The organism is Brevibacillus sp. NL20B1 (assembly GCF_018195675.1).
In the GTDB taxonomy this organism is placed as follows: Bacteria; Bacillota; Bacilli; order Brevibacillales; family Brevibacillaceae; genus Brevibacillus; species Brevibacillus aydinogluensis.
Map to the genome: position 1 here is coordinate 1 of NZ_JAGTPT010000038.1, position 21,586 is coordinate 21,586.

A 21,586-nucleotide genomic window follows, 5' to 3' on the forward strand; every position below is an offset into this window, starting at 1 on the left:
CAAAAAAACGACATGTCCGATATTGGACATGTCGTTTTTCATTATTGGCTGTCTCTTGTCAACGGTTCCGTGATGTCAACGTGCCCCATCAGGGACTCGGTCGGCTTGCCGTCTTCCAGAATCACGATTTGCTTCACTTCGTCGAACTGGAAGAGCGTCTGCTTCAACGCATCAATGGCCAAGGCTTCGCCGCTGGAACCGAGGTTGTACACATTCTTGCTGTCAGCGTCAATGGTCAGTGTGCCTTTGTCAAACGTGACAGAGTGATAACGGAAATCCTTCCACAGCGGGCTGTGTCCCGCCTGCTTCGGTTTTTCCAACAGGGCGATCGCTTTTTTGTACTTGTCGAGGTCATCGGCATACGCGATCTCCTGCTCTTCCTTTTTCAGGTCCGTCAGGTTGTCGTCCGTGTAGTATACGGCGATTGTCTGCTTGGTGAGCTGCGGCTGCTCCGGCTGTTCAGCCTGAGGTTGCCCCGGCTGTTCAGCCTGCTGTTGCTGCGCAGGTGCGCCCGTCTGCTGGCCGGATGGCTGCGGCTCGGGCTTCGCCCCCTGTCCGCATCCTGCCATAAGCAGCACGAGAGCAGCAGCGAGTCCGATCAAACTGCGTCGTTTCATCGGGAACCCCCCTTCTGGTCATGTCGCCTGACTTGCCGCTTACCGGTACGTGAGATAGTACTCGCGAATGGCGGCGGCAAGCGCTTTGGCTACTTTGTCCTGAAACGCCGGCGACGTGAGTTGGGCGTTTTCCGTCGGATTGGAGAGGAAGCCCGTCTCCGTCAGCACGGCCGGCATTTTCGTGTTTTTAATGACGTAAAACGCCGTTTGCTTCACGCCACGGTCGGCAAATTTCGTCGCCCCCTGCAGGTGGCGGTGCACAATCCGGGCAAGGGCCTCGCTGTTGGCGTTGTAGTAGAACGTCTCGGTTCCCCCTGCGGTCGGCTTCGTGAACGAGTTGGCGTGAATCGAGATGAACAAATCCGCATTGCGGCTGTTGGCGAACTCCACGCGCTCTGCCAGGGTCAGATAGACGTCTGTGGTGCGCGTCATCTCCACCTGAAACTCGGGGTACTGCTTCAACTCTGCCGCCAGTTTTTTTGACACGGCCAGGGTAAAGTCTTTTTCCACATTTCCGGCTGTGCCGCTGGCCCCATTGTCGTGGCCCCCGTGCCCCGCGTCGACGACAATCAAAAAGCCTGTCTTGCCGGGAGCAGTCGCAGCAGGCGCCAGTTTGACGGCAATCCCGTCGTTGGTATACTCCAAATTATACTGACTCTTCTGGTTCAGCTCAATGACGACCCGAACCGTCTTTGGCGAAGAACTGTACTGGCTGTAGCGGATATTGGCAATCAACGTGTCGTCTTCAGGCTTGTCCGACGGCGACATCTGATTCGCCTCTTCCGTTTGATCCGGCTGATTCTGCCCATCTGTCTCTTCGACCTCGTCGGCCTTCTGGCTGCCCAGTTTGGCCACCAGGTCGTCGTCCAGCTCGGTCTGCGGCAGATCCAGCACGATGCGGTGCGGTCCCTCCAGGACGAACGTTTCAGGGGTTACTGGCAGCGTGGTGTCGATCCAGACGCTGTCCCCTTCTGCAGCAACACCGGTAAAGCGGCTGAGCCGTTTAATCTCGACGCGGTTGTCCCGTTTGTCCCACGTCATGCGGCCGCCCAATTCCTCTTCCAACCGATCCAGGGGCACGACCTGCTGATCGTCGATGGTGATGGCCTCAGCCGGGTGCTTCCAGTCGAAATCCTTCCATCCCACTTGTTCGGCCACCGCCTGTGCGGAGACGTACAGCGAGTCGCCCATCCGGTAGAAGTCCAGCGACTTGGACGGACTTTTGCCGTTGATCAGCACGGCTGGCGTCTCGTTGGCGATTACCGTGCGGGTGGACGCGTTCCATCCCACCGTGACACCGAGCGATTCAGCGACAAACCGGATCGGCAAAAGCATCCGCTGCTGGCGCACGACCGGCGGAGTGTCCAGCTTCACCTGTTTCCCGTTGACCTTGGCTGCCGTGGAATCAAGCGTGAGCACCAGATTATGTACGCCGCGCTTGATGGTGGCTGTCCGCGCGGCCTCATCCCACTTCACATCGGCGCCCAAGCCTTCGGCGATCACACGGATCGGCACCAGCGTGCGGCCGTTTTGGATAAGCGGCGGCACGTCAGGCTTGACAGCTTGTCCATCGATCATCAGGTTCACCGGTTCTTCCTTGGCGCTGCCAGCTGCCGCAGCCCACCCGGGGATGAGCAGCAGGACCAGCAGAACAAAAAATAGTAACGATCGTCTCTTCATCCTGACCTCCTCCGTTGGTATTTCTTGTTTTGGCATAAACTACCGAGCGGGATGCGCCATAGTATTAGACGCAACAAAGGCGGCAAAGTTTGTAGGAGTTTTGGACCAAATTCAGTCGAAAAAAGATAAAATACGTCGATTTATGTCACGTATTTTCCAGTAATTATTAGTTGACAAAAAAGAGGCGCTTCCTTGGAAGAGAACGCCTCAACGTTTGCCCCAGCCCAGAAAACGTCTTTCCTTCCGGCTGGCCTGGGTGACGGATTTGCCTGTCAAACCTGAGTTTGCCAGGAACTGCTGAATCATGGCGATCACGGCCGGGTTGGAAAGCACCTTGATCGACTCCGCCACCTTGGGATTTTTCAATTGGGGAAACGCACTGCTCAAATGAGGAAGCAAGGGCAGCAGGTCTTCCAAGGAGAGCTTGGGTTTCTCCGGCTCCACTTGGACCGGAGCCCTCCGCCGCCGGCCAAAAATCGACCCCCGCCTGCGAGGGACCGGCTGTACCTTCAAGCGGTTGAGCGTCTCCTTCATCTCCTGCAGTTCACTCCGCACCTGGTCCATTTCGCTGATGATCTGTTCTTTGCTGGTGTATTGAGCATCGGCCAACTGGTTCATTTTCTCAAGCAATTGCGCGAGGGAGACGGTGGTTTTTTTCTTGCCTTTCGTCTTCTGAGCGATAGTCTCACCTCCCCCGCTATTTCATTCGCTTCTTGATGTTGTTTAAATCGCCCAGCTTTACACCCTTTTGGGCCAGCTTGTTCATCAGGCTGTTGACGTCCTCCGTTCGAGCCATCCGCCGAAACTGTGCCACGTACTGATCCAATTCCTGCTCGGTAAACGACTTCCCGAACTTTCTGCCCAGATCGCGCATCACTTCCTTCAGCCCTGCGTCTGTCTTCAGCTTATCTTTCGGTATGGACCTGACCAGGTTCAGCAGCTTTCCAAGATCCACGGCTTCTCCCCCTTGGTACGGTTTATTCCTTGTTACTCTATGACCAAAGAGGCTCGGGGGATTGGTCGATTGTCCCTGTCGGATGAAAAAAAGAAGAGAAGCACACGCATGTGCTTCTCGGTTTTGCCCTTATTCAAAGGAAGCCCATTTCCAGTCGACGTTGCCAAGATCGCTGATGACAACCCCTTTGAGGTTCTCCTTTTGCACCCAGGAGTGGGTGTAGTAGTAGATCGGGATGACGGGCATTTCGTCCATGAAGATGGACTCGGCCTCGGCCAGAATCTGCTTGCGCTTCTCCGTATCATTTTCCATGCTGGCCTGATCCAGCAGCTCCTTGAACTTGGGATGTTCCCAACGGGTGTCGTTGTTGCCGCCCATTTTTTCCTTAAACAACTCCAGGAAGTTGATCGGGTCGTTGAAATCACCCAGCCAGCCCTGGCGGCCGATTTGGAATTTGCCTTGGTGCAGGTCTTCGATGTACACCTTCCACTCCTTGTTTTCCAACCTTACATCGACGCCCAACGCTTTTTTCCATTGATCCTGGATCGCCTGGGCGATTTTTTGGTGCCCTTCTGTCGTGTTGTAGGAGAGGGTGACCGTCGGCAGCTTGGTGATGCCCAGCTCCTTCATGCCTTCTGCCAGCAGCTTCTTGGCAGTCTCCACGTCGTTGTCCTTGAAGTAGCCGTCCTTGTTCAGCGCCATGGTCGGCGGTACAGCCCCCATCGCCGGAAGTTGACCGGCCTGCAATACGTTGTCGATCAGGGATTGACGGTCAATCGCGTAAGCAAATGCTTTACGGATTTTTGCATTATTAAACGGAGGTTGCTCTGTATTGAACTTATACCAGTAGACACCTGCGATGGTCTTGTTGTGCATCTTCCCGGATTCTTTCAACATCGGGATGGCGTCCGTCGGCAGTGCACTTATCGGCGCGCCGGCCCAGTCGAGCTCGTCGCGTTCAAACATGGACAGTTCGGTGTTCTCGTCATCTACCATGGAGAACTCGATTTTGTCCATTTTTACCACGTCTTTATCCCAGTAATTTTCATTTTTCACGAGCACCAGCTTGTTCTTGTGCTCCCATTCCGCCATCTTGAACGGACCGTTCCCCACGTGGGTGCTCGCCTGCATCGCCCAGTTCGGGTTGGATTCAACCAGCTTCTTGTTGACCGGGAAATAGGTCGGGAACGCCGTCAGTTCCTTGAAGAAAGGCGTCGGCCTTTCCAGCTTTACTTCCAGCGTCTTTTCGTCCAGCGCCTTGACGCCGACGTCCTCCGCTTTCGCCTTGTTCTTGTTGTACGCCTCTCCGTTCTTGATGTAGTACAGCTGATACGCGTAGGCTGCTCCGGTCTTCGGGTCGAGCGCGCGCTTCCAGGCAAACTCGAAGTCGTGCGCGGTCACCGGATCGCCGTTGCTCCACTTGGAGTCGCGCAGATGGAAGGTGTACGTGAGGCCGTCAGCCGATACGTCGATTTTTTCCGCCACGGACTCGTGCGGCTGACCGTCCGCGCCGATCCGGGTAAGCCCGTCAAATGTTGCCCGAATAATGGCCGAAGAGGTTGTATCTTCGGAAAGACCCGGGTCAGCCGTAGGCGGTTCGGAGTGCAGGTTCAACCTCAGCACCTGCGAGCCGGTTTTCTTCGCTTCCTCTGCCTGGGACCCCTGGCTTGGGTTGTCGGAATTGCCTCCACACCCTGCGAGAGCGGCACCGAGCACGAGGAGTGAACTCATCGCAATAAAAATATTCTTTTTCATGCCACTTATCCCCCTTGTCTAAATCTTTCCTCAAATATACCTCTATATATGTTGTTTTTAAACAAGTTTTACGTTGATTTAATAAAATTTTATTTATTTATAAAAAAATTCGTTGGAATGATAAACATTCATGCAAAAGTGGACGGCAAACATAAAAAACGCCCGAATCAGCCGATTCGGGCGTCAGAGGAGGGACGGCCTTAGAATGCCGGCACAACCGCTCCTTTATACGTATCCTCGATGAACTTTTTCACATCCGGCGAGTTCAGCTCTTTCGCCAGCTTTTGGATGGCCTCGGAGTCCTTGTTATCCGGACGTGCTACCAGATAGTTGGCGTACGGAGAGTCCTTGTCTTCAATGATCAGTGCGTCTTCGGTCGGCACCAGTTTGGCTTCCAGCGCGTAGTTGGTATTGATCATCGCCAGATCCACTTCTTCCAGAACGCGCGGCAGCATGGCTGCTTCTACTTCTTTGAACTGCAGGTTTTTCTTGTTTTCGACGATATCTTTTACGGTGCCTTTGATGCCAACACCGTCTTTCAGCTTGATCAGGCCGTTTTTCTCCAGCAGGGCCAGCGCACGGCCGTTGTTGGTCGGGTCGTTCGGCAGAGCGATGGTTGCACCGTCGGCCAGTTCGTCAATCTTTTTGATTTTCTTGGAGTAAGCACCAAACGGCTCGATGTGCACTGCCACCACCGGCACCAGGTTCATGTTTTGGTCTTTATTGAACTGCTCCAGGTACGGAATGTGCTGGTAGAAGTTGGCGTCCAACTGTTGTTCGTTCAACTGCACGTTTGGCTGTACATAGTCGGTAAATTCCTTAACTTCCAGGTTAATGCCCTGTTCTTTCAGTTTCGGCTGGATGAATTTCAGAATTTCAGCATGAGGTACAGGCGTAGCGCCCACTTTCAGGGTGATTTCTTTTTGTTCGCCCCCGTCCGAACCGCCAGACGCATTCGGAGCGGTTTCGGTTTTCGTGCCGCATGCCGCCAGAGACAGTGCCAGTACAGTCGACAGAATGGAAACAGCCCATTTTTTCACAGATGATTACCCCTTTCTCTTTCATATTGTTGTCTTTATGGTAAAGATCTTACTTGCGGCTGAAACGGATTACCAATTTGTCTCCCAGCGTTTGCAAGATCTGAACCAACACCAGCAAAATCACGACAGTAACAATCATCACATCGGTCTGGAACCGCTGGTAACCGTAGCGGATGGCCAGGTCGCCCAGTCCGCCGCCGCCGATCACGCCAGACATCGCCGTGTAGGAAACAAGCGCCACGGTGGTAATCGTAATGCCGGCAATCAACCCCGGACGGGATTCAGGCAGCAGCACGTTCCAAATAATCTGCCACTTGGACGCTCCCATCGACTGGGCCGCTTCGATCACACCGCGGTCCACTTCCCGAAGCGACGTCTCCACCAGTCTGGCGAAAAACGGAGCCGCCCCGATCACCAACGGCGGAATCGCTCCCTTGACCCCCAGCGAGGTGCCGACCAGGATTTTCGTCAGCGGAATCAACATGATCATCAGGATGATAAACGGCACCGAACGCAGCACGTTTACGACAAAGGAAGCAATCGTGTAAAAGACGCGGTTTTCCAAAAGCTGTCCCTTGGAGGTGAGAAACAGCAGGACGCCCAGCGGCAGTCCGATCAGGACGGTAAACAGCGTCGAAAAGCCCAGCATCGTCAGTGTATCCAATGTGGCCTTGCCGATTTCCGCCACATCGACGTTTTCAAACGTCAGTCCCATGTTACATCACCTCCACTTCAAGACCGCGCTGGCGCAGGGTTTCGATCGCGCGGCTGTTCTGCTCCGGATTGCCGCTCAATTCGACGACCAGCTGGCCGTAAGGTGTATCTTTCATCCGCGAAATCGTACCCTGCAGGATGCTGAACATCGTGCCGGTCTCCTGCATGGTCTGGAACAGGATCGGCTGGTACGTCTTTTCGCCCAGGAACGTGATGCGCACAATCGTCTGGTCGCCGGCCGCCTTTTCGTGAGCCACCACTTCCCGCAGCTCGGCGGAATCGGCCACCTGCTCCACGAACTCCCGCGTCGTCGGATGCTGCGGTTTGAGGAACACGTCCAGCACCTTGCCTTCCTCGACGATGACACCTCCGTCGATAACGCCGACACGGTCGCAGATGGAGCGGATGACGTGCATCTCGTGCGTAATCAGGACGATGGTCAGGCCCAGCTTGCGATTGATGTCGAGCAGCAGGGCGAGGATCGAATTGGTCGTCTGCGGGTCGAGCGCGGACGTCGCCTCGTCACACAGCAATACTTTCGGATCGCTGGCCAACGCGCGGGCGATCCCGACACGCTGCTTCTGCCCGCCGGAGAGCTGGCTCGGATACTTGTCGCGGTGTGCTTCCAGGCCGACCAGTGTGAGCAGTTCGTTTACCTTTTTGTCAATCTCCGCCTTGGGCCGCTTGGCCAGCTTCAGCGGAAAGGCCACGTTCTCCGCCACCGTGGCCGAAGAGAGCAGATTGAAGTGCTGAAAGATCATGCCGATTTGGCGCCGCTGCTCCTGCAGCTTGCGGTCATCCAGTGTAGTCAGGTCGACGCCGTCTACGATTACGTGACCGGATGTCGGACGCTCCAGCATGTTGATGCAGCGAATCAGTGTACTTTTCCCGGCACCGGAATGTCCGATGATGCCGAAGATTTCTCCTTTTTCTATGGTCAGGTCAATCCCCATTAGTGCGGGGACCGTCTTGCCCTGTACCGTGTAGTTTTTGCGCAAGTTTTGCAAGCGAATCATCCGGTTCACCTCCCTATACGGAACAAACCCCTTTTTCAGCATGAAAAAGGGGTTTGCATCGATATCCGATCACATCCACCCTTCTCATCTCTCAAGATTCTCCGATCTTGTAGGAATTGGCACCGCGACACCCATCTGTGCGATGAGCCGGTTGCCGGGCTTCATTGGGCCTGTCCCTCCGCCTCTCTTGATAAGAAGAATTTCTCCGTATATGCTGTTTGTTTGTATTTTCGTTGATACAAATCGGATTATATTCCATTTAAAAAAACGATGTCAATGGAAAATTAAAGGAAAAGTGCAGGGCGATCTGCCCGCTTGAAGAGAGCCTCAGCTCTGCTTCCCGTCCGTTTCCCCCGCGGAATTGGCTTCCGGTTGGGCTTGCAGTTTTTCCTGAACAAAAGCCTGAACACGTTCCACATCAGGAATAAGGACAGCACCGGCGCGATTGGATTCGCTGAACATCCCCATTGGCGGAAGCTGATACTGACCGGGCTGTTCGGTGTTCAGCGTCAATCCGAGCGAGGCCAGCTTCAACATGTCCAGAGAGCTGATGTTGGTCTGCACGTACGGGGTAATTTCTTTCAAAATGGACGGCAGTTGGATCAGCGTGGTGCCGCTCTTCATCTGGTCGGCCAGCGCGGCCATCAGCTTCCGCTGCCGCTCCGTCCGCGTGTAGTCGGACGTCGCGTCGTGACGGAAGCGGACGTATTGCAGCGCCTTGGAGCCGTCAAGCCGCTGCAGCCCTTTTTTCAGATCAATATCGTACATGCCCTTGTCCGTAGGGTCGCGGTACCGCATGTTTTTCTCCACGTACAGCTCCACGCCGCCGACAGCGTCAATCAGATGCTTGAAGCCCTCGAAGTCGGTGATCACATACCGGTTCACCGGCAGCCCGGTAAACTGGCTCACGGTTTCCATCGCCAATTCCGGCCCGCCTTCGACAATTGCCGCATTGATTCGCGCATGTCCGTGGTCGGGAATCTCTACGTAGGTATCGCGCAAAATCGAAAACAAATCATATCGTTTCGCAACCGGATCAATGCTGAGCAGCATCATCGAATCGGAACGGGGCAGCGCGTTGCTGCGCATGCCGCGCCGGTCAACGCCCATCAACAGGATGTTGACGCGCTCCTTGCCGTCCCACGTGGGAATCTCCGCCGCCTTGGTCGCGCCGCCGGCGGGATGGTCGATTACGTTTGGCTGTTGAATGTCCTCGGCAAATTGATACAGCGAATATCCGTAGTACCCCCCTGCCGCAGCAACTGCCACGATCAGGAGGAGCAGCATTCGTTTCAAAAAGCGCATATGGAAAACGCCACCTTTGTCTCTTTCAGATAATATACTCCCCACTTTGTCTAGTATACTCGAATCCGGTCGAAGGCGGGCACCCTATATTTGGCTGGAATCTTGTTATGTAGGTGCGCATGTGACCTGGCGATGCTTGAATAAAAAATGACACCTCCCTGCTACACGCGGATGAGGTGTCATCACAAACATTGGGCTATGCTATTGTTAAACAGATTGACTGGGCCATCCTGTCACACAGGGACAGCCTCCAGCATTGAGACGGCTGCAGACGTCGGAATGATCCGCTGCAGTTCAAAGCCCGCTCTCCGGAAAAGCGTCCGGAACTCCGCCTCGGTCCGTTCCTTTCCCGTAGCCATGATCATCATTTCCAGATCAATCAACATGGACGGATGCGGTTGATTATTGGCCGGAACGACCATCTCGATCACCAGGAGCTTTCCGTCTTCCCGGATGGCCCGTCGGCAGTTGCGGAAAATGGCAACGGCTTCCTCGTCGTTCCAGTCGTGGATAATGTTCTTCATCATGTACAGATCGCCGCCTGCCGGAACCGATTCAAAAAAGCTGCCGCCGATACACGCGCACCGATCCGCAAGCCCGGCCTCGGCAATGTGCCGCCGGGTGCCCTCAATTACGGCGGGAACGTCATAGATCGCCCCTTTCAGCCCCGGATAAGCATTCAGGATGGCGGTCATTAATCGGCCGTGACCGCCTCCCACGTCGATCACCTTGTCATATGGGGAAAAGTCGTACGCCCGCACCAGCGCCGACGCCATCCGGTTGGACATGTCCGACATGGCCTGGTTGAACTGCTCACCCGCATCGGGATGACGCTCCAGGTACGCAAAAACGCCCATGCCGTGCACGTCCTGAAATGCCGATTTGCCCGTTTTCACCGTATACATGATGTTGCTCCACGCGTCCCGATGCCATTTTTCCCCCATCATGATCGCCATGCCGCGCAGGCTGTTCGCTCCTGACTGCAGATACGAACCGAGCGGCCCCAGTGCAAACCGCTGCTCACCTTCCTCCCGAAACAGCCCGATGCCGCACAGCGCCCTCAAAATGCGATGGAGCGACGGGGCATGCGTCTCGGTCGCCTCGGCAAGCTCGCCGACGTTCTTCGGCCCATCCGCCAGCAGATCAGCAATTCCCAGCTTGGCGGCAACATAGATGGCCTGCTGCACCCATCCCCCGGTGATCCATTCCATGACCCGATCGGCTAACGCCTGTTGTAACTGTGACTTCTTCTCGTTTTGCATCCTGTCTCCCCCGCTCTATGGATTTTGTCTCACTGCCAAGGGTATTCAGGCACGTACAATAAAATTCCAGTTCATTCAAATAATAACGCTCTTTTCCATTTTGGAAAAGAGCGTTTGTCTCCGCGGTTATCTCCACAGTTAAAACTTCAGCTCCGGCAGCTGGTACCACTCGCCGGACATCCATTCGCTTGCCTTCCAGCGCAGCACGTCGGGACGGACGAGCGAAATGATCTCCTGGAAAAAGGCGACCCGCTCGATGTCGGTCATTGGGACAAAGCGGTTTGCCGCCTCCACATCCGCCTCCAGTTCGCTCATCTTGCTGACCCCGAGGATCGCGGTGGACACGGGCAGACTCCAGGTGTAGCGCAGAGCCTGTTCCGTCCACGGCGCCAGTTGGCCCAGCGCCATCACCTTCATCCCGATGACAGCCACGCCTTTTTCCACCGCCAGCGGAACGAATTCGTGGGCAAAGCTGTAGATAAAGTGATCCAGCGCCGACAGGGCGACCAGTGCGCTGTCAAACGGGAAGCGGCGAATGGCTTCCGCCAGCAAACGGGGATCGGTATGGCCGCTGATGCTCAGCTTGCGCACCAGCCCCTGTTCCCGAGCCTCGACGAGTGCTTCCAGGGCGCCGCCCTTGGCAAAAATGGCTTCAAAGTCGTGCGGCTGCATGACGTTGTGCACCCGCCACTCGTCGACGTAATCGGTCTGGAGCCGCTTCAAGCTGGCTTCCAGATCGCGCCAGGCCAAATCACGCGTCCGACCGCCGGTTTTGGTGGCGATCCACACCTTGTCGCGCAGCCCTTTCAGTCCCTTGCCCAGCCGCGTCTCCGACTGGCCGTCGCTGTAACTGGGCGCCGTATCAAAGTAGTTGACGCCTAATTCCACGGCGCGGCGGACAATGGCAATCGCATTTTCCTCGCTGCAGCCGTGTTCATCCACAATGCGCTGGGCGCCAAAGCCCAGCAGGGAGACCTGATGAGGGTCTCGTCCAAATGAACGGGTAATCATGCTTGGTCATCCTTTCGCAACATGCGCCCGGGTGTTCCCCCGCGAACCGCATCCCACCGCAGCGGCTTGCAAGCAGCCTGGCGGCGGGTCCATGGGGGTGCCGGGCTGTGGCAATTCGTTTTTACAACCACGCAGAACAAGACGCCCGCAGCGGAGCGTCTTGCCTCATGTTCGATGTTAGTCGCAATATTTATCGTACGCGTCGGTCAACAGCTTGGAAATGGTCACCAGGTCGTTGTTTTCGATCTGATGGCGCTCGATCATCGTCACCAGTTTGCCGTCCTTCATCAGGGCAAACGACGGCGACGACGGCGGATAGCCTTCAAAGTACTCACGCGCCTTGGCGGTCGCCTCTTTGTCCTGACCGGCGAAGACGGTGTAGAGGTGATCCGGCTTTTTCGGATGGTTGAGCGAGTGAGCCACGGCCGGACGGGCCAGACCGGCCGCGCAGCCGCAGACGGAGTTGACCACAATCAGTGCGGTGCCTTTCAGGTTCGGCAGCGTTTTTTCCACTTCCTCCGCCGTGCGCAGCTCGGTAAAGCCGACGCGGGTCAGCTCGTCGCGCATCGGTTGAATCACTTGATTCATGTATGCCTCGTAGGACATCATGGGGCATTCTCTCCTTTTTTCCGGTACATTTGCTCGTTATCAATTATATCCCGTGAAAGCCCATTGGAGAATGGGTTCCGACACTTTCACCGGTTTGGCCGCGCCTACACTTCCATCAGGATGGTCAAAATCATCGGATTGCGGCCGGTTTTTTCATAAATGAACGGCTTGATCACTTCGTTGATCTGCGACTTCAGCTCGGACCATTCCTTGATCTTCTTGTCCAGCGCCTCCTGCAGCTTCTGGCGGACGAGCACAGTGGCCTCCTGGATCAGCGATTCCGATCCGCGCACGTAGACAAAGCCGCGGCTGACGATGTCCGGGCCGGTCAGGATCTTGAAGTTTTTCATGTCCAGGCTTACCACGACCACCATCAGGCCGTCTTCCGCCAGGTGCTTGCGGTCGCGCAGCACGATGTTGCCGACGTCGCCCACGCCGCTGCCGTCGATCAGGACAATTCCGGCGGGCACTTTGCTCAGCCACGCTTTTTCCCGCGTGCAGTTGAGCACGTCGCCGTTGTCCATGATGAAGATGTTGCTCTCCTCGATGCCCACCTGCTGCGCCAGTCTGGCGTGCATTTTCAGCATGCGGTACTCGCCGTGGATCGGCACAAAGTAGCGGGGGCGGATAAAGTTAAGCATCAGCTTCAGTTCCTCGCTGCTGCCGTGGCCGGACGCGTGGATGTCAAATACGTGGCTCAGCACCACGTTGGCTCCCGCCCGGTACAGCTTGTCAATCGTCCGGCTGACGTTTACCGTGTTGCCCGGGATCGGCGAAGCGGAGATGATCACCGTGTCCTCGGGATAAATCTGCACCGAGCGGTGGGACCCGGAGGCGATGCGGGTCAGTGCTGCCATCGGCTCGCCCTGGCTGCCCGTGCAGATGATCAACACCTGGTTGTCCGCGTAGTTGTCGATGTGCTTGACGTCAATCAGCATGCCCTCCGGCATCTGGATGTAACCCAGTTCTTGTCCGATCTGAAACACTTTTTCCATGCTGCGGCCGATGACCGCCACTTTCCGGTCGCACTCCATGGCCGCGTCCACCACCTGCTGCAGACGGTGCACGTTTGACGCGAATGTGGCCAGGATAATCCGGCCGCGCGCCTTTTTCACCACGTCGAGAATGCCTTCGCCCACCGTGCGCTCCGACATGGTAAATCCGTACCGTTCGCTGTTGGTGCTGTCCGACAGCAGTGCCAGCACGTCGCCGCTGCTGCCGATCCGTGCGATTTTGCCGAACTCCGTAGTGGGGCCGACGGGCGTCAGGTCAAACTTGAAGTCGCCCGTGTGAATAACCATGCCCTCCGGCGTGTGGATAACGATACCGAACGAATCGGGAATGCTGTGGTTGGTGCGGAAAAAGGTGGCTTTCAGCTTTTTGAACGGAATCTCCGTGTCCTCCGAAATCGGGATCAGCTTTACCTCGTTCTGCATCCGGTGTTCTTCCAGCTTGGCCTTGACCAGGCCCAGGGTGAGGCGGCCGCCGTAGATCGGCACCTTGATCTGCTTCAACACATACGGAATGGCACCGATATGGTCCTCGTGTCCGTGCGTCAACAGCAGCGCCTTGATCTTATGCTGATTCTCGATCAGATAGGTGATGTCCGGGATGACCAGGTCAATGCCGAACATCTCGTTCTCGGGAAATTTGACCCCGCAGTCGATGATGATGATCTCGTCTTCGTACTCGACACAGTACATGTTTTTGCCGATTTCGCCGAGACCGCCCATCGCGAAAATCTTTACGTCGCTCAATACTCGTTCCTCCCAATAGATTTCGTGCATGTGTTATTGGAAACCCGACCAATGCATGCCACCTTTTATTGTATCACATCGGATCGCCTTCGTTTCATCCAGTCTTGCCATTTTCCCGCATTCTGCAACCGGATCATGAAAAGAATCCGGCAGCAAAAAAAGAGCCCTCATGAACCGCCATCTGCCGCAAGGGCGCAGGGTCTATCTATCATCTTTGGTGGTCCTGGCTGCAGCGAGTATGATGCCGGTAATCGGGCACACTACCGCTCAAGCGATATTTTCTGCGGACATTTACTACGGAGAGGCAGGTGCGCCCTGATGCGTGACCGATTGCACCGACGGGGCTGGATAGCTGCATGTGCGGCGGTGCTGCTGCTCCTCCACGCCCTGCCGGCCTCTGCGCAGCCTCCCTACGCCAAATGGGGGCGGCTCGCGATCGAACACACGATGAAAACGTACCCGCAAGCGGAAATTGTCGACTACCTGCATGTCGGGCGGACGAGCAAAACGCCTGCTACGTGGGAAGAAACGTTCAAGCTGCTGCTCCGGGAGGGCAGACGCATGTGGGCCGTTATCGTGCGGATCGAGTTTGACAAGCAGACGGAGAAGGTCATCGCCATCCGTTTGGAAGAGACCGGCTGAACAGCCAATGTGACGAAGAGACCCGTGATGTTTGAATGGAACCGTCCATGAAACAGATGAACCCGCCCCGGGACTGAACACGTCAGGTCCGGCTTGGGCGGGTTTTGTCGAATATTGATTTCCGGCAGAAGCACTCCCGAATGGCTGACTAATCAGCCAACAGCTCAATGTCTTTCAACATGCTGTCCATATCCATTTTGGACGCCATCCCGTACACGCGGCGCATGTTGCCGTCCTTGTCGACGAGGAACATGACGGCGGTGTGCGCAAACGAACCGTCTGGCTGTTTCAGCACGGCGATGCCAAAGTCCTTGGTCACTTTTTCCACGGTGGCTTGATCGCCGCGCAGGAAGTACCAGCCGCTCAGATCGGCACCAAACTTGTCGGCGTACTCCTTGAGCACGTCCGGCGTATCCCGCTCCGGGTCAAAGGTGATCGTCACAAACGCCACCTTGTCTTTGAACAGCCCTTTGGCCTTCAGCTGTTCCTGCATCTTGGCCATGTTAAACGTCGTGGCCGGGCAGATATCCGGACAGTGGGTAAAGATGAACTCCACCAGCCGAACCTTGCCGTTGGTTCCGGACAGGGTAAATGTGGACCCGTCGATGTTATCCAGCGCAAAGTCGTTTATCTGCTTCATGACGGGGATCTGACTTTTTTGCCAGTACTGGTAGCCGAATACACCGACGACGAGCATTCCCAGCACGGCGGCCAGCACGGCAAACCAGTAGCGTTGCCAGAACGACACTTTGCCTTCGCTCATATCACGTGCCTCCTCTTCCTGATCGCGCTGTTGCCAAACGGCGATCACGCGCGTTTATCTCTGCACCGATACGTTACGCTTCCGTTTCCCCCGGCCAAGCGAGCATGCCGCCCACCATGTTGGCCGCATCGAAGCCCAATTCCTGCAAATACTGGGTGGCCATGTGACTGCGGGCGCCGCTTCGGCAGACCAGCACGACCGGTGTCTCCTTGTCCAGCTCATCGACGCGATGCGGCAAAAAGCCAAGCGGAATCAGTTTGGCTTGCTTGATGTGGCCCGCATTCCACTCCTCCAACTCGCGCACATCGATAACCTGCACCTTCTCTCCCGCAGCCAGCTTCTCCATCAGCTCCTGCGGCGTGATTTCCTTTACCCCTTGTTCCGCCATATGTACAAGCCTCCTGTATCTTCATAAATATGGATTCCATACCGTCACCCATCATACCATACCGGCGGCTGTTTTCGTATATGACCCTCCCTGCACGGACGTGTGTTCAATAATTCGTCAGAATCAGGAAAAATATAGAAGGAATTTTTTGGGCGGGCACCATCACACGAAACGCAATCACAACAAATCCCCTTTACTTACCCGGAAATTCTTATTGACCAAACCCGGCGGCCCCCCCTATAATACCAAGTAAGCACAATTTGCAAAATCTTTCGATTTCATCAAGAGCGGCGGAGGGACAGGCCCAATGAAGCCCGGCAACCGGCAAGCATCCTGCTTGCATGGTGCCAATTCCTGCAGAATCCCGGATTCTGAGAGATGAAACGGCCGCTTGATTCGGAATGACCGAAGCCTTCTTTCTCTCCGGAAGAAGGCTTCGCTTTTTATCCATTCATTTTCATGCAGGAAAAAGGAGAGATGACCATGTCGGATCAACGTCAGTGGAAGCCGGAAACCATTGCGCTGCACGGTGGACAGTCGCCTGACCCGGTGACGGGCTCGCGCGCGGTGCCGATTTATCAGACGACCTCGTACGTGTTTCGCGATACGGAGCACGCCGCCAACCTGTTCGGGTTGAAAGAGGCGGGCAACATCTACACGCGTATCATGAACCCGACCCAGGACGTGTTTGAACAGCGGGTCGCCCTGCTGGAAGGCGGTGTCGGGGCGCTGGCCACTTCCTCCGGGCAGGCGGCGATTACCTTTGCCATCCTCAACATCGCCCAGGCCGGAGACGAAATCGTCGCCTCCACCAGCCTGTACGGCGGCACCTACAACCTGTTCTACCACACGCTGCCGCGGTTCGGCGTCACCGTTCACTTCGTGGACCAGTCCAATCCGGACAATTTCCGATCCAAAATCAACGAAAAGACAAAAGCGCTGTTCGTCGAAACGATCGGCAACCCGCGCATAGACGTAGCCGACATCGAGGCGATTGCCGCGGTCGCTCACGAATACGGAATTCCGCTGATCGTAGACAACACCTTTGCCACCCCGATCCTCTGCCGTCCGTTTGACCACGGGGCCGATATCGTCGTGCACTCCACCACCAAGTTCATTGGCGGACACGGCACGGCCATCGGCGGCATCATCGTTGACTCCGGCAAGTTCGACTGGAGCAGCGGCAAGTTTCCCGGCCTGACCACGCCCGACCCGAGCTACCACGGCATCGTCTACACGGAAGCGTTCGGCCCGCTGGCGTACATCGTCAAGGCCCGGGTTCAACTGCAGCGGGATATCGGGGCAGCTGTCGCGCCGTTCAACGCCTTTTTGTTCCTGCAGGGGCTGGAAACGCTGCATCTGCGCATGGAGCGGCACAGTGAAAACGCTCTGGCCGTCGCCCGTTATCTGCAGGCACATCCCGCCGTGGAGTGGGTCAGCTATCCGGGATTGGAGAGCGATCCGCACTACCGCCTGGCGCAAAAGTACCTGCCAAAAGGTGCCGGAGCCATCCTCACGTTTGGCGTGCGCGGCGGCGTCGCCGAAGGGAAAAAGCTGATCGAGTCGGTCAAGCTGTTCTCCCATCTGGCCAACGTCGGCGATTCCAAGTCGCTCATCATCCATCCGGCCAGCACCACCCACCAGCAGTTGACGGAAGCGGAACAGCTCGCTGCCGGCGTCACCCCGGGCCTGATTCGCCTCTCCATCGGGACGGAGGCGATCGACGACATCATCGCCGATCTGGAGCAGGCGCTGAAGCAGGCGGTACCCCAGCAGGTTGGCTAAGGTACGAGACAGGTCAACGCACGGGCGCCCGTCGCGCGCAAAGCGTCCAAGGATGGCGAGCGTCCGCGTTCGTTTGCATCAAACAGCGAAGGGAGTTCCCCTTCGCTGTTTTTCTATTGCAGGACGCCGGATTTTCCACATTCGGGCGCAAGTTTACATCTTGGTGATATCGGGATTCTCCTACTCTCTATTTCCTTCGCCAGTCATACACGTCATTGTTTAAAAGATTTAACGAATGACCGTTAATAACAACAGTGTGATCGTCCTTCCATTCAATAGATGCTGTATCAACGCGATACTCCCAATAGATATTGCGTTTTTCCCCTGTACTTGTTACCAGTTCACCCCTGATCGCTGTAGAAACAGTAGCGCCGCCGTCAACAAGGTATAGTTTGATGACGTATTCATTTGAAGGCGAAGCCGATTCCTTGATGAATGTCCCTTCTGGAAGATTGGACATCGAGAAAAAGAAATGGTACACGACGATGCCAACAAGAGCAGCAATCAAAATCAAGACGACCAAAGCCACGAAAAGCACTTTCTTTATCCGCAAAGCACCAGCCCCTTTACCTATTATTTATTGAATTACGTTTTGTCGGGATTTTCGGCTCGCTCGTTTCCCTGCGATTTTATCAAACCCCAAAAATTTTATGAAGATTTGGCAAAATAAGGTGTCGCGCTGTATAATACCTTCCATACTGGAACTACCGGTGCCCTATTTTCCGATAAAGGAGACGTCCGCATGATCCATCGTCCTTTGGACACATTGCTGGAAAGCATCAACCGCGTCATTGTCGGCAAGGCGCCGCAAATCCGGCTGCTTGTGACGGCTCTATTGGCCCGCGGCCACGTGCTCCTGGAGGACCTGCCCGGCATGGGCAAGACCGTGTTGGCCAAAACGCTCGCCCAGGCGATCGGCGGTACCTACAACCGGGTGCAGTTTACCGCTGACCTGCTGCCTTCAGACGTGGTCGGGCTGCACGTGTTCAACCAGCGGACCGGCGAGTTCGAGCTGCGTCGGGGACCGGTATTCGCCGACGTGCTTCTGGCTGACGAGATCAACCGGGCCACGCCGCGAACGCAATCCGGCCTGTTGGAATGCATGGAAGAACGGCAGGTAACCATCGAAGGGGTGACACTCCCCCTGCCGCCGACGCTGTTGGTGATCGCCACGCAAAACCCGATCGAATCAGAGGGAACCTATCCGCTTCCGGAAGCGCAGCTGGACCGCTTCTTGTTCCGCCTGTCGCTTGGCTACGGCAGCAGGGAAGACGCCCGGGAGATCCTGCGGCGGTTCCGGACAGGCTCACCGCTGGAGCAGGTGAAGCCGGTGATCACCGTCGACGAGATCGCTGCCATGCAGCGGGACGTGACAGCGGTGCACGTCAGCCCCGCCGTGGAGGAGTACATCATCGATCTGACGGCAGCCACCCGTCACCACCGCTCCGTGGAAACGGGTCTCAGCCCCCGCGCCATGATCGCTCTGCTGCGCTCGGCGCAGGCGTCCGCTTACCTGGACGGGCGCACCTACGTCCTGCCTGACGATGTCAAAGCCGTTTTTCCCGCTTTGGCCGTCCACCGCATCCGCCTGTCAATGGAAGCGGAACTGCACGTGACGGAGCAGGAAGTGATCGACGACATCCTCAAAAGCGTGGCGGCTCCGGTCGAAGAAGGCGTGTGATCCACACATGAGCACGAGACAGGTGTATCACGTCTTGGGGTTTCTCTGCCTGCTGTTTGCCCTGTTTTCGGGCAGCCGCTTTCTCTGGCTGTTTGGCGGCTTCTACTTTTTCATGACGCTGGTTCACCGCTGGTGGCGGGCCAATCTGCCGCGCTGGGTTCGGCTGGAGTGGAATGCTGACCTGCGCCGGGTGATGCAGGGGATGCCCGTCACCATCCGTTTCACGCTGCACAACCGCTCCTGGCTGCCGCTGCCCGGCACGGTGATCTCTCTGTCCTTTCCCAAACACGTGACAGTCGAGGGAGCGGATGAGGTGACAGCAAACAGACAGCGCTGTACAGCTCGCTTCCGTTTGGACCTGCCGCTGAGGACAAGCGCGGAACGCACGTTTACGATCACCCCGCACAAGCGCGGCCTGGTGTGGCTGACGGAAGCCCAGGCGGACACGCTCTCTGTGTTTGGCGAGGAACAGGACCCGATTTCGCTCCCGCTGTCGTTTTCCCTCCTGGTCTATCCGCTGCCCTTGGCGCTGCCTCCGCTGTTGGCGGCGGCAATCGAGCCTGACGGCGGCAAGCTCACGCGCAGACGCCGGGAGGAGGATGTCACGTTTTTTCGCGGCGTGCGCGGTTATGTGCCGGGAGACCGGTTAAAGCACATCCACTGGAAAGCCAGCGCGAAAACCGGCGCGCTGCAGACGCGGCTGTTTGAGCCGACCGCCCGCCCCAGCTGGAAGGTGGTGGGACACATTCTGCCGTCCTACGAACCGCTGCTGCAGCGGAACAATGAACCGGCGAACGAGCGGGTCATCTCCGCTCTTGCCGCGCTCTCGGTTCTCTGCCGCCGCCAATCGCTGTCCTGCGACATGTTCCTGACCGTGAAACAGCGCGGCCGGGAGCAGTTCCACCTCCCTCCCGGCAGCGGCAAGGCGCACCACATCCAGGTCATGACCCAACTCGCCCGCCTGCATCAGTACCTGCCGACTTCGCTGGCGGCCGCATTGCGGCGGTTGGAACACGGCGTCACCCGTGACACGATCCTGATCGTCACCCCGCGTCTGGACGAGCCAGCAGTAGAAGCAGTCAAACGGCTGGTGCGGCGCGGTCACAACGTCATGGTGCTGGACGTGTCGCAGGAGCAGCCGGTCCTGCGCCGGCACGAGTCCGCCCGCGCCCAGGCGAGGAAGGAGGTCTTTTCATGACGTGGTCCATGTTGGGACGCAGGATGCTGGTGTTCTGGATGGAAGCGCTGCTGACGGCCTCCGTGCTGATGCTGTTCCAGTGGCTGCCGGCCCAGCCGGAAAGCATGATCGGCTTTGTCCTGTTCGCCGTGCTCCTGCTCTCTCTGGGAAGCTGGCTGCACCAGGGAGGAGGACGCCATCTCCTGCTCCACCTGCTGCTGTATCCGCTGGTGGCTTCCGTCGGCGGTTTGTGTTTTGCCGCGTTCGGCTCCTGGCTGCTCGCCCTGCTTTTGGCCGCCCTCTTTTACTCGCGCATCCATACAGCAGCATCAAATCCGTGTACGCCTGTCCACCTGCGCAACCACTTTGTGCTGGCGCTGATCATCTGCTTGTTCCAGCTGGTAGTGGCCGGTCTGTTCGGCGCTCTGACCGCCCCGCAGACGTATGACGTTCGGGCGTATTACGCAATCCTGGCCTTCGTGCTCGCCAGCTACCTCTTCACCTGCTGGGGAGAGCACCTGACCCGTGAACAGCCAGGCGGCAGTGCCGCGCCAATCTCCCTGGCGGCCGCCATAGGCGGTCAACTGCTGGCAACTCGGCTGCTGCTGGTGGCGGGATACATCCTCGCAGGCAGCGGCCTGCTCTGGCTCCTGGCATGGCTCTGGGGGCTGGTCAAAGGACCGCTGGGAGACGGTCTGTACCAGTTGACCAGTCCGCTCCTGCAGGGAACGGCTGCGCTGTTTGGCAAGCTGGCGGACGTCCTGAATGGAAACGGCCGCGTCAACGAGCCGTTCAACAACGAAATGGATGTCCCCGAACTGCCTCAGGAGGAGTTTGCTCCGACCGGTGACGAGACGCTGTTTTCGCAGGTGGCACCTTACCTGATTGCATTCGGCTCGGCGCTGGCCCTCGCCAAGCTGGCACAGTACATCTGGGAACGGCGCTACCGGCACGTCGGCGGCACGGCTGTCTCCCCTGCTTCGGCTGATACCATCTTGCGTCCGGTCGACGAAGACGCATCAAGTGACGACGATCCCCTCTGGGAGCAGGATGCGTTGGTGCGCAGCCCGGCCGGTCCCATCGACGATCCGGTGCGGTACGCGTACTACCGGTTTCTTCAGCACATGGCCAAAGCGGGGCTGCGGATCGAACGGCACGAGACCAGCCACGAATACTTGCGGCGCATCCGCTCGCAGTGGGCCAACGCCGACGCAGTAGAACTGGCCGAACAGATCACCAGTTACTACGAACGGTACCGCTACCGCCAACTGCCTCTTTCGCCGGAAGAACGGAACCATCTGGAGCAGTGCGTGCGCAAGCTGCGGGACGCAACCAAGCGCAAATGCAAATGATGGATTGGCACAACCGCGCCCTTCCCCGGCGTGCTGCTTGTACCGTGAGCACCTCCGTCTTTTTTGTGGAAACGGCA

21 protein-coding genes and 2 riboswitches are annotated in these 21,586 nt (G+C 57.0%); of the genes, 5 read left to right on the forward strand and 16 right to left on the reverse strand.

Annotation, left to right across the window (positions count from 1 at the left end):
* Positions 1 to 41 precede the first annotated feature (41 nt).
* The 13 genes from KDN35_RS18925 to rnjA form a co-directional block, all read right to left on the reverse strand.
* The gene (locus KDN35_RS18925; RefSeq protein ID WP_171566155.1) at positions 42 to 617 is read right to left on the reverse strand and encodes a GerMN domain-containing protein; all 576 of its coding nucleotides are present in this window, start codon (positions 615 to 617) and stop codon (positions 42 to 44) included.
* A gap of 39 nt (positions 618 to 656) precedes the next feature.
* Complete coding sequence (locus KDN35_RS18930; protein ID WP_212133614.1) at positions 657 to 2,297, reverse strand: N-acetylmuramoyl-L-alanine amidase family protein; 1,641 nt, start codon at positions 2,295 to 2,297, stop codon at positions 657 to 659.
* Between the two features lie 207 nt (positions 2,298 to 2,504).
* Positions 2,505 to 2,927: a hypothetical protein gene (locus KDN35_RS18935; protein WP_249179204.1), complete on the reverse strand. Its 423-nt coding sequence runs from the start codon at positions 2,925 to 2,927 to the stop codon at positions 2,505 to 2,507.
* A gap of 67 nt (positions 2,928 to 2,994) precedes the next feature.
* A complete protein-coding gene (locus KDN35_RS18940; RefSeq protein ID WP_171566151.1) occupies positions 2,995 to 3,252 on the reverse strand; it encodes a hypothetical protein in 258 nt (85 codons plus the stop codon).
* A 129-nt stretch (positions 3,253 to 3,381) separates the two neighbouring features.
* The gene (locus KDN35_RS18945; protein ID WP_171566150.1) at positions 3,382 to 5,007 is read right to left on the reverse strand and encodes a peptide ABC transporter substrate-binding protein; all 1,626 of its coding nucleotides are present in this window, start codon (positions 5,005 to 5,007) and stop codon (positions 3,382 to 3,384) included.
* A 200-nt stretch (positions 5,008 to 5,207) separates the two neighbouring features.
* A complete protein-coding gene (locus KDN35_RS18950; RefSeq protein WP_212133616.1) occupies positions 5,208 to 6,047 on the reverse strand; it encodes a MetQ/NlpA family ABC transporter substrate-binding protein in 840 nt (279 codons plus the stop codon).
* A 49-nt stretch (positions 6,048 to 6,096) separates the two neighbouring features.
* Positions 6,097 to 6,762, reverse strand: coding sequence for a methionine ABC transporter permease (locus tag KDN35_RS18955; protein WP_171566148.1), 666 nt, complete (start codon positions 6,760 to 6,762; stop codon positions 6,097 to 6,099).
* A 1-nt stretch (position 6,763) separates the two neighbouring features.
* Entirely contained in the window at positions 6,764 to 7,777 is a 1,014-nt protein-coding gene (locus KDN35_RS18960) for a methionine ABC transporter ATP-binding protein (RefSeq protein ID WP_212133617.1), read from the reverse strand.
* Between the two features lie 81 nt (positions 7,778 to 7,858).
* Positions 7,859 to 7,974, reverse strand: a riboswitch (SAM riboswitch).
* A gap of 130 nt (positions 7,975 to 8,104) precedes the next feature.
* Entirely contained in the window at positions 8,105 to 9,082 is a 978-nt protein-coding gene (locus KDN35_RS18965; protein WP_171566146.1) for an LCP family protein, read from the reverse strand.
* Positions 9,083 to 9,315: 233 nt separating this feature from the next.
* The gene (locus tag KDN35_RS18970; RefSeq protein WP_212133618.1) at positions 9,316 to 10,344 is read right to left on the reverse strand and encodes a methyltransferase; all 1,029 of its coding nucleotides are present in this window, start codon (positions 10,342 to 10,344) and stop codon (positions 9,316 to 9,318) included.
* A gap of 138 nt (positions 10,345 to 10,482) precedes the next feature.
* Entirely contained in the window at positions 10,483 to 11,355 is an 873-nt protein-coding gene (locus KDN35_RS18975) for an aldo/keto reductase (protein ID WP_171566144.1), read from the reverse strand.
* Positions 11,356 to 11,532: 177 nt separating this feature from the next.
* On the reverse strand, positions 11,533 to 11,964 hold the full coding sequence (locus KDN35_RS18980; RefSeq protein ID WP_171566143.1) for a BrxA/BrxB family bacilliredoxin: 432 nt from the start codon (positions 11,962 to 11,964) through the stop codon (positions 11,533 to 11,535).
* Between the two features lie 104 nt (positions 11,965 to 12,068).
* Positions 12,069 to 13,751 (reverse strand): ribonuclease J1, encoded by a 1,683-nt coding sequence (gene rnjA, locus KDN35_RS18985; protein ID WP_171566141.1) that lies wholly within the window; start codon positions 13,749 to 13,751, stop codon positions 12,069 to 12,071.
* A 288-nt stretch (positions 13,752 to 14,039) separates the two neighbouring features.
* On the opposite strand from rnjA, the gene KDN35_RS18990 reads away from it, so the two are divergent.
* Positions 14,040 to 14,363, forward strand: a complete 324-nt coding sequence (locus tag KDN35_RS18990; protein WP_171566140.1) for a DUF3889 domain-containing protein — start codon at positions 14,040 to 14,042, stop codon at positions 14,361 to 14,363.
* 148 nt (positions 14,364 to 14,511) lie between these two features.
* Here the strand turns inward: KDN35_RS18990 and KDN35_RS18995 are convergent, their stop codons facing one another.
* Both KDN35_RS18995 and KDN35_RS19000 read right to left on the reverse strand, forming a co-directional pair.
* On the reverse strand, positions 14,512 to 15,126 hold the full coding sequence (locus KDN35_RS18995; protein ID WP_171566139.1) for an SCO family protein: 615 nt from the start codon (positions 15,124 to 15,126) through the stop codon (positions 14,512 to 14,514).
* Between the two features lie 73 nt (positions 15,127 to 15,199).
* Positions 15,200 to 15,514: a rhodanese-like domain-containing protein gene (locus KDN35_RS19000; protein WP_171566138.1), complete on the reverse strand. Its 315-nt coding sequence runs from the start codon at positions 15,512 to 15,514 to the stop codon at positions 15,200 to 15,202.
* A gap of 275 nt (positions 15,515 to 15,789) precedes the next feature.
* Positions 15,790 to 15,899, forward strand: a riboswitch (SAM riboswitch).
* 98 nt (positions 15,900 to 15,997) lie between these two features.
* On the opposite strand from KDN35_RS19000, the gene KDN35_RS19005 reads away from it, so the two are divergent.
* Positions 15,998 to 17,299, forward strand: a complete 1,302-nt coding sequence (locus KDN35_RS19005; RefSeq protein WP_171566137.1) for a homocysteine synthase — start codon at positions 15,998 to 16,000, stop codon at positions 17,297 to 17,299.
* A gap of 187 nt (positions 17,300 to 17,486) precedes the next feature.
* Here the strand turns inward: KDN35_RS19005 and KDN35_RS19010 are convergent, their stop codons facing one another.
* Positions 17,487 to 17,828, reverse strand: a complete 342-nt coding sequence (locus KDN35_RS19010; RefSeq protein ID WP_349291006.1) for a DUF5412 domain-containing protein — start codon at positions 17,826 to 17,828, stop codon at positions 17,487 to 17,489.
* A 213-nt stretch (positions 17,829 to 18,041) separates the two neighbouring features.
* Between KDN35_RS19010 and KDN35_RS19015 the strand changes: the two genes are divergently transcribed.
* Genes KDN35_RS19015 through KDN35_RS19025 form a run of 3 tightly spaced genes read left to right on the forward strand, consistent with a single transcriptional unit; the run spans position 18,042 to position 21,509 of the window.
* Positions 18,042 to 18,980, forward strand: coding sequence for an AAA family ATPase (locus KDN35_RS19015; RefSeq protein WP_212133619.1), 939 nt, complete (start codon positions 18,042 to 18,044; stop codon positions 18,978 to 18,980).
* A gap of 7 nt (positions 18,981 to 18,987) precedes the next feature.
* Positions 18,988 to 20,178, forward strand: coding sequence for a DUF58 domain-containing protein (locus KDN35_RS19020; RefSeq protein WP_212133620.1), 1,191 nt, complete (start codon positions 18,988 to 18,990; stop codon positions 20,176 to 20,178).
* Positions 20,175 to 21,509, forward strand: a complete 1,335-nt coding sequence (locus KDN35_RS19025) for a DUF4129 domain-containing protein (protein ID WP_212133621.1) — start codon at positions 20,175 to 20,177, stop codon at positions 21,507 to 21,509. Before KDN35_RS19020 ends, KDN35_RS19025 begins: the two co-directional genes overlap by 4 nt.
* Positions 21,510 to 21,586: the final 77 nt, after the last annotated feature.

What these genes read in the sequence shown, in the direction of transcription:
- KDN35_RS18925 (WP_171566155.1), bottom strand. Translation starts at nt 617, where the DNA reads ATGAAACGACGCAGTTTGATCGGACTCGCTGCTGCTCTCGTGCTGCTT.
- KDN35_RS18930 (WP_212133614.1), bottom strand. Translation starts at nt 2,297, where the DNA reads ATGAAGAGACGATCGTTACTATTTTTTGTTCTGCTGGTCCTGCTGCTC.
- KDN35_RS18945 (WP_171566150.1), bottom strand. Translation starts at nt 5,007, where the DNA reads ATGAAAAAGAATATTTTTATTGCGATGAGTTCACTCCTCGTGCTCGGT.
- KDN35_RS18955 (WP_171566148.1), bottom strand. Translation starts at nt 6,762, where the DNA reads ATGGGACTGACGTTTGAAAACGTCGATGTGGCGGAAATCGGCAAGGCC.
- KDN35_RS18960 (WP_212133617.1), bottom strand. Translation starts at nt 7,777, where the DNA reads ATGATTCGCTTGCAAAACTTGCGCAAAAACTACACGGTACAGGGCAAG.
- KDN35_RS18965 (WP_171566146.1), bottom strand. Translation starts at nt 9,082, where the DNA reads ATGCGCTTTTTGAAACGAATGCTGCTCCTCCTGATCGTGGCAGTTGCT.
- KDN35_RS18970 (WP_212133618.1), bottom strand. Translation starts at nt 10,344, where the DNA reads ATGCAAAACGAGAAGAAGTCACAGTTACAACAGGCGTTAGCCGATCGG.
- KDN35_RS18975 (WP_171566144.1), bottom strand. Translation starts at nt 11,355, where the DNA reads ATGATTACCCGTTCATTTGGACGAGACCCTCATCAGGTCTCCCTGCTG.
- KDN35_RS18980 (WP_171566143.1), bottom strand. Translation starts at nt 11,964, where the DNA reads ATGATGTCCTACGAGGCATACATGAATCAAGTGATTCAACCGATGCGC.
- rnjA (WP_171566141.1), bottom strand. Translation starts at nt 13,751, where the DNA reads ATGCACGAAATCTATTGGGAGGAACGAGTATTGAGCGACGTAAAGATT.
- KDN35_RS18990 (WP_171566140.1), top strand. Translation starts at nt 14,040, where the DNA reads ATGCGTGACCGATTGCACCGACGGGGCTGGATAGCTGCATGTGCGGCG.
- KDN35_RS18995 (WP_171566139.1), bottom strand. Translation starts at nt 15,126, where the DNA reads ATGAGCGAAGGCAAAGTGTCGTTCTGGCAACGCTACTGGTTTGCCGTG.
- KDN35_RS19000 (WP_171566138.1), bottom strand. Translation starts at nt 15,514, where the DNA reads ATGGCGGAACAAGGGGTAAAGGAAATCACGCCGCAGGAGCTGATGGAG.
- KDN35_RS19005 (WP_171566137.1), top strand. Translation starts at nt 15,998, where the DNA reads ATGTCGGATCAACGTCAGTGGAAGCCGGAAACCATTGCGCTGCACGGT.
- KDN35_RS19015 (WP_212133619.1), top strand. Translation starts at nt 18,042, where the DNA reads ATGATCCATCGTCCTTTGGACACATTGCTGGAAAGCATCAACCGCGTC.
- KDN35_RS19020 (WP_212133620.1), top strand. Translation starts at nt 18,988, where the DNA reads ATGAGCACGAGACAGGTGTATCACGTCTTGGGGTTTCTCTGCCTGCTG.
- KDN35_RS19025 (WP_212133621.1), top strand. Translation starts at nt 20,175, where the DNA reads ATGACGTGGTCCATGTTGGGACGCAGGATGCTGGTGTTCTGGATGGAA.